Annotated in this window: 7 protein-coding genes; 5 read left to right on the forward strand and 2 right to left on the reverse strand. The window is 70.1% G+C overall.

Annotation, left to right across the window (positions count from 1 at the left end; all coding sequences use genetic code 11):
- Window positions 1–50 precede the first annotated feature (50 nt).
- The gene (locus tag AOK17_RS42295; RefSeq protein ID WP_063997369.1) at window positions 51–536 is read left to right on the forward strand and encodes a DUF5990 family protein; all 486 of its coding nucleotides are present in this window, start codon (window positions 51–53) and stop codon (window positions 534–536) included.
- 104 nt (window positions 537–640) lie between these two features.
- Window positions 641–1384: a nuclear transport factor 2 family protein gene (locus AOK17_RS42300; protein WP_055617971.1), complete on the forward strand. Its 744-nt coding sequence runs from the start codon at window positions 641–643 to the stop codon at window positions 1382–1384.
- A gap of 39 nt (window positions 1385–1423) precedes the next feature.
- Here AOK17_RS42300 and AOK17_RS42305 read toward each other — a convergent pair whose 3' ends face one another.
- Together AOK17_RS42305 and AOK17_RS42310 are read right to left on the reverse strand one after the other, a co-directional pair.
- Window positions 1424–2374 carry a hypothetical protein gene (locus AOK17_RS42305; RefSeq protein WP_055617972.1) on the reverse strand — a complete coding sequence of 317 codons (951 nt, stop codon included), beginning with the start codon at window positions 2372–2374 and terminating at the stop codon, window positions 1424–1426.
- A gap of 111 nt (window positions 2375–2485) precedes the next feature.
- A complete protein-coding gene (locus AOK17_RS42310; protein ID WP_245697720.1) occupies window positions 2486–2932 on the reverse strand; it encodes a hypothetical protein in 447 nt (148 codons plus the stop codon).
- A gap of 222 nt (window positions 2933–3154) precedes the next feature.
- Here AOK17_RS42310 and AOK17_RS42315 point away from each other — a divergent pair, with 222 nt between their 5' ends.
- The 3 genes from AOK17_RS42315 to AOK17_RS42325 form a co-directional block, all read left to right on the forward strand.
- Complete coding sequence (locus tag AOK17_RS42315; RefSeq protein ID WP_063997370.1) at window positions 3155–4204, forward strand: ArsR/SmtB family transcription factor; 1050 nt, start codon at window positions 3155–3157, stop codon at window positions 4202–4204.
- 170 nt (window positions 4205–4374) lie between these two features.
- On the forward strand, window positions 4375–5550 hold the full coding sequence (locus AOK17_RS42320; RefSeq protein ID WP_425424684.1) for a serine hydrolase domain-containing protein: 1176 nt from the start codon (window positions 4375–4377) through the stop codon (window positions 5548–5550).
- 221 nt (window positions 5551–5771) lie between these two features.
- Window positions 5772–6988: cellulase family glycosylhydrolase (locus tag AOK17_RS42325; RefSeq protein ID WP_055617974.1), on the forward strand; the 1217-nt coding region annotated here is incomplete at its 3' end.

Genomic DNA, 6988 nt, shown 5'->3' on the forward strand with positions numbered 1-6988 from the left:
CCCGCTCCTCAAACGCCGGAGGGGCTGATCGGGCCCTGGACGGCGACGCGATGATGGCAGGTATGCGCATCCGAATCGACGCCGTCGACCTGCCCGGCCGGACCGGCCCCGCCCCCGCCGACGGCAAGGTCCCGGCGTACGACAACATCCATGTCGCCGTCCAACGCCGTGACCGTCCGGCCGAACTCCTCGAACCGCACCCGGGTGACGCCAAGTCGGCGACCTGGACCCTGGAGTGCACCGCGGTCACCTCAGAGACCGGCACCGAAATCAAAGGCCCCTACGTGCAGGACCGGCTGGGCCGCCGGTTCATCTACCTGTCCTGGGGCACGGTCGACGAGTCCGGCGTCTTCAGCATGTTCCGCCGCGCCAAGCTCATGCTCGACGTCGTCCCGGAAGAGGTACTCGCCGAGGCGGCCCGCGACGGCCTGCTGGTGGCCCGCCTCGGTCTGACCGACGAACAGGGCGGCCCCCTCTGCGCCCGGGTCGAACCCCCACACGTCACCTGGACCGCCGAGCCCGCCGAGGGGACCTGACCGGCCGCGGACAAGAGATCCTGGCGGAGTGTCGATTCGGCGTACCGCTGTTCGTCGGAGGGGTGCAGGGGCTCACAAGGGCCTCGTCAATACCTGGAGGAACCATGAAGTACATGCTGCTGGTCTGCGGAGACGACACTGCCGACGCCTCCGGCGCGGCCCCCGTCGAACCCTGGGTCGAGGAGCAGGGTGTCCAGCGTGGAGTACGACTGCACGGCCACCGCTTGCAGGCGCCCGCCGAAGCGGTCACCGTGCGCGTGCGCAACGGCGAAGTGCTGCGCAGCGACGGGCCGTTCGCGGAGACGAAGGAGTACGTCGCCGGGTTCGACATCCTTGAGTGCGACAGCCTGGAGGAGGCCGTCGAGGTGGCGGCGAAGCATCCCGTCGCGACCTTCGGGGCCATGGAGGTACGCGCGTTCTGGGAGGACGAGGACGCCGAGGGGGAGATCCGCCGCCTGGACGCGGAACTGACCGCGGCCGGCCGCGAGCGGGACTTCGACCGGGCGATGGCCTGCTACGCGCCGGACGTCGAGGTCTTCCACCCCGTGAGCGGTCTGGAACAGCACGGGATCGAGGCCCTCCGCAAGGCCGAGGAGATGTGGTTCTCCACGCTGGCCGGGCCGGTGGAGCGCGAGGTCCTCGAATTCCGCGTACGGGTCGACGAGAGCATCGCGTTCAGCCACGCGCTCGTACGGATGCGCGCCACGCTGGTCGGCGGTGGGTCGCTGGACACCACGGCGCGGGTGACCACCGGCTACCGTGCGGCGGGCGACCGCTGGCAGATCGTCCACCAGCACACGTCCGTTCCCTTCGACGCGGGTATCGCGGGGGCCTCCGCAACCGGATGAGGGCCGGTCGGACGCCGGTCGGGTGCCGGTCGCGTGCCGTCAGGCCGTCCTCAGCACCCGGTCCGCGTTGGTCACCTGCTTGCGGATGTCCCGCTTGATCGCGGCGAGTTCCCGGGTCTTCGCGCTCATCGCCCGCTGCTGGTAGGCCGCGTCGACCGAGGACCAGACGCCGATGACGTTCGTCTCGCGTTTGCATCGTACGTCCGTACCGGCCAGGGCGATCTCGGCCCGGGTGGCCTTCGGACCCGTGAACTCGGGGGCCTTGCCCGGCGCTTGGGTCGGATCGGCGTACTGGTGGCCGTGTCGCTTCATACAGTGCGACCACGCGCGGAAGACCTCCACCACCCGTGGATCCTTCTGCGAGTCGCTGTAGCTGCCGATGTTGATCGTGCCGACGAGCTCCCGGTTGCCGATCTTCTCCGGGTCGCCCGACAGGGCCGCCGTGGCCTCGCCCTGGCATCCGCCCGCAGGGATGGCGCGCCCGCGTTCGTCCTTGCCCGCCGGGGTGCCGTCGTCGCGGAGCCCCGTCAGGAGGAGCATCTCCTCGGGGCCGGGCTTGGGCCCCGGGCTCTTCTCCTTGGAGCGGCTCGGTTCCGAGCCGGGGGCCGGGTGGTAGCCGTACCGGGCGGCGAGCCGGGCATCCGTGATCCCGTACCGGTGGGCCGTGTTGGCCGGGTTCAGCGTGCCGGTGTCCGGCGCGGTTTCGGTGGGGACGGGCCAGCGGTGGCCGAAACGCTTCATGCAGGACGTGGTGAGCACCGCCCGCGCCCGGAACAGCCGGGCGACCTGCCGGTCGGTGAACAGGTAGGGCTCGATGGGCAGGACCAGCGATCCGACACCGAGCATCGTCGGCACACCGGTCACGGGCGGCGGACCGGATGCCGTCGGCCTCGGCTCGGCAGCCTGTCCCTCCGCACAGCCCGCGAGGGCCGCGGAAAGGGCGACAGCGGCCCCGATCCGCCGTGTGCGCTGCCTGGTTCGCGCCCGCATGACATGTCCCCCTTGTGTGTGCGGTCGTACGAGGGCCCGAACGAAGAGCCCGTACGAAGTGCTCGTACGGGAGGGCCCGTCCGAAGCTCTCGGACGGGCCCGAGCCCGATGTCAGCCGACGTACCACCAGCTCATCGAGGCGTTGTTGTTCCGCACACCGTTGTTGAGCTGCCGGGCGTTGCCGGGGTAGAAGTCGTCGTAGGGAGCGCTGCCGCTCGCGTTCTGGTTCTCGTTGTAGTAGATCCGCGCGGCGTAGCTCGCGTCGTTGTTCCAGGCGCGGTTCACGTTGTTCTTGACGAGCCGGCCACTTCCCTCACCGCCCGCGGCGAAGGTGTGCCCGGCGAAGTCGTTGACCCAGCCGGCGTACTTGCTCCAGGAGCTGTTGCTGGACGCGCTGTAGTAGAGGTAGATGTTGCCGTCCCAGTCGGCGCGCTGGGTCTGGGCGGGCGCGGACGCGTCGGCCTGGGCGGACGCCGGGGCGGTGGCCAGGACAGTGGTCCCGGCGACGAGAGCTGCCGCGACCGCGAGGGAACCGACCATTCGACGTGCAGTTGTCACGAAGTCCTCCGTTTCCCTACGGGCGGCGACGGAAACCGTCGGCGGTTTCCGTCGCCGTTCCCCCGTGGTGCCTGGCCCTGAAGCTAGGCCGGTGCCGCGAGCGCACAGGAACAGTTTCGGCCGTCGCCGAAACACCAGGGCTGGCGAAATCGGAGCTATCGCGCCCTGCGTTCATCGGCCAGAGTGGGGCGCCTGGGGTAGCAGCCTTTCGGGGGGAAGCTGATGCTGCGTATCCATTTCAGTGCGGAGGACCTCGGCCGGATTCGTCTGGCGACCGGGCCGGATCCTGCTTGGGAAGCCCTGCTCAGCCTTCATGTGCTCGGCGGTCCCGACATCGATGTCGAGTTGCGGCGATGGCGCACGCACGTCCGGACGTCGATCGACACGGCCGCCCGGCCGTTGCTGCACCTCGTTCCGCCGCGCGGGTACTCGCCCGACTTCCTGACACCGGCCGAGGGGACCACCGACCCCGAAGCCGCCGTCGACACGATCCTGTCCACCTCGCACGTTCGCCTGCGGACGGATGTGGCGACACTCGGGCAGCAGCGGAGACTGCCCTCGTGGGCGGCAGCGCTCGCCTCGGGACTGCCCGCGGCGAGACGGGGCCTGGGCACGGCCCTGCGTCGGTATCACCGGCAGGCGCTGCACCCGTACTGGACACAGATCAGCGCCTCGGTGGACGCCGAACGGGCCCTGCGCGCCAAGGCGTTCCTGGCCGGCGGGACCGACCGGCTGCTGAGCGGGCTGCATCCCATGGTGCAATGGCGTGCGCCGGTCCTGCAGGTGTCCTATCCCGAGGACCGGGACGTGCACCTCCAGGGGCGCGGACTGCGGCTCGTGCCCTCGTACTTCTGCCGTGGGAGGCCCATCGCGCTGCGCGACGGCTCCCTTTCCCCGGTGCTGGTGTATCCGGTGAACCGCGGCATCGACTCCCTGCGGCCCGGCGGTGCCGTGGGCAGAGCGAGCGCACTCGACCGGCTCCTCGGCCGCACCCGGGCGGCGACCCTCGCCACGATCGCGGAGGTGGAGAACGCGACCGGCAACGAGATCGCCCGCCGCCTGGCCATCTCGCCCGCGTCGGTCAGCGAACACGCGACCGTCCTGCGTGACGCGGGCCTGATTCACAGCCTGCGCGTACGCAACACCATGCGCCACACCCTCACGCCACTGGGCACGGAGCTCCTGGACGGCCGGGCGGCACGGCCGTCCGACACGGCAGAGCAGGGCGACGCGGACGGTGCGGTGGGAGCGCTTGCTCCGTCGACCAGATGAGCGACTCGGGCTTCGGAGGGGCCGGACACGGGTGTCGGAGGCCGGTGCATGGACAGGGGCGGGAGGGGCTGCCCGGCGCCCTGATCGGCTGTTTGGCGCAGGTGCGCGAGCGGTGAGTCCCGGGCGAGCCGATGCTGGGCGTGTCCTGCCCCGTCTGCCCGGGAATGATGATGCCGCTTCAGTGCAACCCTCGTCTGCGCCAGTGCCTGGTCACTGTGCTGGCCGCCGTCTCGATCGGCAGTGGAACGCTGCACCCTGCCGCCGCCGCTCCCGGCGACGGTTCCCGCGACCACCCGGACCAACTGCAGCGACAGCTCGACCGGCTGGTCGCCGCTCCGGGTGGCCCGCCGGGAGTGGTGGTCCTGCTGCAGAACGGCGACAAGCGTCGCGTGCTGCGCGCCGGAGTCGCCGACCTGACGACCGGCCGCCCGATCGGCCCCCGCGACCACACCCGGACCGCCAGTGCGAGCAAGGCCTACAGCGGTGCGGTGGCCCTGCATCTCGTCCAGCAGGGCGCACTGGACCTGGACGACACCATCAAGGCGCGACTGCCACGCCTGCCCCGAGCCTGGGCCAAGGTGACGCTGCGGCAGTTGCTGCAGCACACCAGCGGTCTGCCCGACTACAGCCGGGATCCGGAGTTCCTGCGCCTGCTCGCGGCCGACCCCCGGCGGCACTTCGACTCACGACGCCTGCTCGACTTCGTCCGCGACGAGCGGTTGCTGTTCCGCCCGGGATCCCAGTACCGCTACTCGAACTCGGACAACATCGCCGTAGCCCTCATGGCCGAAGCGGTGACCGGCGAACCCTACGAGACACTGCTCCGCAAGATCGTCTACCGGCCCCTGGGCCTGCGCGAAACCAGCCTCCCGCAGGGGTACGAGATGGTGCGGCCCTTCATGCACGGCTATGACGTCGGCGAGGTTCCGCCGCTGGACGTCAGCGAGTTGATCGGCGCCTCCGGAGTGTGGGCCTCGGGCGGGATCATCTCCACGCCGCGGGACATGAACCGCTTCATCCGCGGCTACGCGAGCGGCGCACTGACCTCCCCGGCCGCGCTGCACGCACAGCGGCGATGGGTGGACGGCGCCTCCGAACCGGCCGGCCCCGGCCGCAACAAGGTGGGGCTCGGCATCTTCCGCTACGCCACCCGTTGCGGAGTGGTGCTCGGGCACACCGGAAACACCCCCGGCTACACCCAGCTGATCGCCGCGACACCGGACGGCCGGCGCTCCATCACCGTCTCGCTCACCACCCAGGTGAACCAGACCACGACCCCGGACCTGCTGCGGAAGCTCCGCACGATGGAGGAATCGGCGGTGTGCTCGCTGCTGCGCATGCGGTGATCGCGCGGGGGCGGCCTTGGCGGCCGACCTGCGCGACGTATTGACATGTTCCTGTCGCAGTGCCTCTATGGGAGCGCTCCCACGTTTCTTCCGACACTCAGGTTTCTTGGCGCTCACTCCCTGGAGTCGCAGTGAGAACAACAAGAAGCACCACACGAGGCACGACAAGAAGCTCGACAGGAAACACGACCCGAAGCACGACGACCAGCACGATACGAACGATGCGAACGAGCCGCGTCGCCGCCCTGCTGACCCGGCTGGTCACCCTCCTCGGGCTCGTCGCTCTCGGTGTCCTGGGTCCGGCGACGGCTCATGCCCAGTCGTCGCCCGGCGCCCTCGCAACCGGACTACACATCAGCGACGGCCGCCTGGTCGAGGGCAACGGGAACGACTTCATCATGCGCGGTGTCAACCACGCCCACACCTGGTACCCGGGCGAGACGCAGTCGCTGGCCGACGTCAAGGCGCTCGGCGCCAACACCGTCCGCGTCGTCCTCTCCAACGGTCACCGCTGGACCAAGAACAGTGCCGCTGACGTCGCCGGCATCGTCAGCCAGTGCAAGGCCAACCGGCTCATCTGCGTTCTGGAGGTGCACGACACCACCGGATACGGCGAGGACGCCGCGGCCGGCACGCTCGACCAGGCGGCCGACTACTGGATCGGCCTCAAGGACGTACTGGTCGGCGAAGAGAACTACGTCATCGTCAACATCGGCAACGAGCCCTGGGGCAACACCGACCCGGCCGGCTGGACCGCCCCCACGACCGCCGCGATCAAGAAGCTCCGCAACGCCGGGTTCGAGCACACGATCATGGTGGACGCTCCCAACTGGGGCCAGGACTGGCAGGGCGTCATGCGGGCCAACGCCCAGGCCGTGTACGACGCCGACACCACCGGCAACCTGATTTTCTCGATCCACATGTACAGCGTGTACGACACCGCCCAGGAGATCACCGACTATCTGAACGCCTTCGTCAACGCCGGACTCCCCATCCTCATCGGTGAGTTCGGCGGGCCTCCCGACCAGTGGGGCGACCCGGACGAGGACACCATGATGGCGGCGGCCCAGCAGCTCAGGCTCGGCTATCTGGCCTGGAGCTGGAGCGGCAACACGGACCCGATCCTCGATCTGTCGATCGGCTTCGACCCCAGCCGGCTCAGCTCCTGGGGCCAGCGCATCTTCAACGGCGCCAACGGCATCGCCCAGACCTCCCGGGAAGCGACCGTCTTCGGCGGCGGCAACCCGGGGGACACCCAGGCCCCGACCGCCCCCGGAACCCCGACCGCCTCCGCGGGGACGGCCACCTCCCTCACCCTCGCCTGGACCGCCGCCACGGACAACGTCGGCGTCACCGGCTACGACGTCGTCCGCGTCAGCGGCGGCTCCGAGGCCACGGTCGCCGCCTCCACCACCAACACCGTCGCCGTGACAGGCTT

This window comes from Streptomyces phaeochromogenes (assembly GCF_001418655.1).
Lineage (GTDB): Bacteria > Actinomycetota > Actinomycetes > Streptomycetales > Streptomycetaceae > Streptomyces > Streptomyces phaeochromogenes.

Excerpts from the sequence above, each read along its gene's own strand:
- AOK17_RS42295 (WP_063997369.1), top strand. The coding sequence starts at position 51 with ATGATGGCAGGTATGCGCATCCGAATCGACGCCGTCGACCTGCCCGGC.
- AOK17_RS42300 (WP_055617971.1), top strand. The coding sequence starts at position 641 with ATGAAGTACATGCTGCTGGTCTGCGGAGACGACACTGCCGACGCCTCC.
- AOK17_RS42305 (WP_055617972.1), bottom strand. The coding sequence starts at position 2,374 with ATGCGGGCGCGAACCAGGCAGCGCACACGGCGGATCGGGGCCGCTGTC.
- AOK17_RS42315 (WP_063997370.1), top strand. The coding sequence starts at position 3,155 with ATGCTGCGTATCCATTTCAGTGCGGAGGACCTCGGCCGGATTCGTCTG.
- AOK17_RS42320 (WP_425424684.1), top strand. The coding sequence starts at position 4,375 with ATGCCGCTTCAGTGCAACCCTCGTCTGCGCCAGTGCCTGGTCACTGTG.